The organism is Acinetobacter gyllenbergii (assembly GCF_001682515.1).
Taxonomy (GTDB): Bacteria; Pseudomonadota; Gammaproteobacteria; order Pseudomonadales; family Moraxellaceae; genus Acinetobacter; species Acinetobacter gyllenbergii.
In genome coordinates, this window is sequence record NZ_KV575278.1 from 1 (window position 1) to 1973 (window position 1973).

Genomic DNA, 1973 nt, shown 5'->3' on the forward strand with positions numbered 1-1973 from the left:
AAGATCATTAAGAGAATAGAAGAACAACTTGTGTGGATTTTTACTAGTTGATCAATCGAAAATATTTCATTGATTGAAGAGTAGAAATTTCTCGAAGTTTATTTGAGCGAATTTTTAGTCAGAAAATTGATGAGCCAAGATTTGTAGCCATAAGCTACTAATGATTTTAAACTGAAGAGTTTGATCATGGCTCAGATTGAACGCTGGCGGCAGGCTTAACACATGCAAGTCGAGCGGGGAAGGGTAGCTTGCTACCTAACCTAGCGGCGGACGGGTGAGTAATGCTTAGGAATCTGCCATTTAGTGGGGGACAACATTCCGAAAGGAATGCTAATACCGCATACGTCCTACGGGAGAAAGCAGGGGATCTTCGGACCTTGCGCTAAATGATGAGCCTAAGTCGGATTAGCTAGTTGGTGGGGTAAAGGCCTACCAAGGCGACGATCTGTAGCGGGTCTGAGAGGATGATCCGCCACACTGGGACTGAGACACGGCCCAGACTCCTACGGGAGGCAGCAGTGGGGAATATTGGACAATGGGCGGAAGCCTGATCCAGCCATGCCGCGTGTGTGAAGAAGGCCTTTTGGTTGTAAAGCACTTTAAGCGAGGAGGAGGCTACTAGTACTAATACTACTGGATAGTGGACGTTACTCGCAGAATAAGCACCGGCTAACTCTGTGCCAGCAGCCGCGGTAATACAGAGGGTGCGAGCGTTAATCGGATTTACTGGGCGTAAAGCGTGCGTAGGCGGCTTTTTAAGTCGGATGTGAAATCCCCGAGCTTAACTTGGGAATTGCATTCGATACTGGGAAGCTAGAGTATGGGAGAGGATGGTAGAATTCCAGGTGTAGCGGTGAAATGCGTAGAGATCTGGAGGAATACCGATGGCGAAGGCAGCCATCTGGCCTAATACTGACGCTGAGGTACGAAAGCATGGGGAGCAAACAGGATTAGATACCCTGGTAGTCCATGCCGTAAACGATGTCTACTAGCCGTTGGGGCCTTTGAGGCTTTAGTGGCGCAGCTAACGCGATAAGTAGACCGCCTGGGGAGTACGGTCGCAAGACTAAAACTCAAATGAATTGACGGGGGCCCGCACAAGCGGTGGAGCATGTGGTTTAATTCGATGCAACGCGAAGAACCTTACCTGGTCTTGACATAGTAAGAACTTTCCAGAGATGGATTGGTGCCTTCGGGAACTTACATACAGGTGCTGCATGGCTGTCGTCAGCTCGTGTCGTGAGATGTTGGGTTAAGTCCCGCAACGAGCGCAACCCTTTTCCTTATTTGCCAGCGAGTAATGTCGGGAACTTTAAGGATACTGCCAGTGACAAACTGGAGGAAGGCGGGGACGACGTCAAGTCATCATGGCCCTTACGACCAGGGCTACACACGTGCTACAATGGTCGGTACAAAGGGTTGCTACCTAGCGATAGGATGCTAATCTCAAAAAGCCGATCGTAGTCCGGATTGGAGTCTGCAACTCGACTCCATGAAGTCGGAATCGCTAGTAATCGCGGATCAGAATGCCGCGGTGAATACGTTCCCGGGCCTTGTACACACCGCCCGTCACACCATGGGAGTTTGTTGCACCAGAAGTAGGTAGTCTAACCGTAAGGAGGACGCTTACCACGGTGTGGCCGATGACTGGGGTGAAGTCGTAACAAGGTAGCCGTAGGGGAACCTGCGGCTGGATCACCTCCTTAACGAAAGATTGGTGACTGGTAAGAATCCACAACAAGTTGTTCTTCGAAGATGTATCTGAGGGTCTGTAGCTCAGTTGGTTAGAGCACACGCTTGATAAGCGTGGGGTCACAAGTTCAAGTCTTGTCAGACCCACCAAATCTGATTGCAGTAGCTTAGATTGAAAGATATGTCGTTCATTAAGTGATAAGCTGGGGACTTAGCTTAGTTGGTAGAGCGCCTGCTTTGCACGCAGGAGGTCAGGAGTTCGACTCTCCTAGTCTCCACCA

The 1973-nt window shown here is 49.8% G+C and carries 2 tRNA genes and 1 rRNA gene; all 3 read left to right on the top strand.

The window, feature by feature from the left end:
* Positions 1-168 precede the first annotated feature (168 nt).
* Positions 169-1706: ribosomal RNA gene (locus NG55_RS20355) — 16S ribosomal RNA — on the top strand.
* Between the two features lie 59 nt (positions 1707-1765).
* Positions 1766-1842, top strand: a tRNA-Ile gene (locus NG55_RS20360).
* A gap of 55 nt (positions 1843-1897) precedes the next feature.
* Positions 1898-1973: transfer RNA gene (locus NG55_RS20365), tRNA-Ala, on the top strand.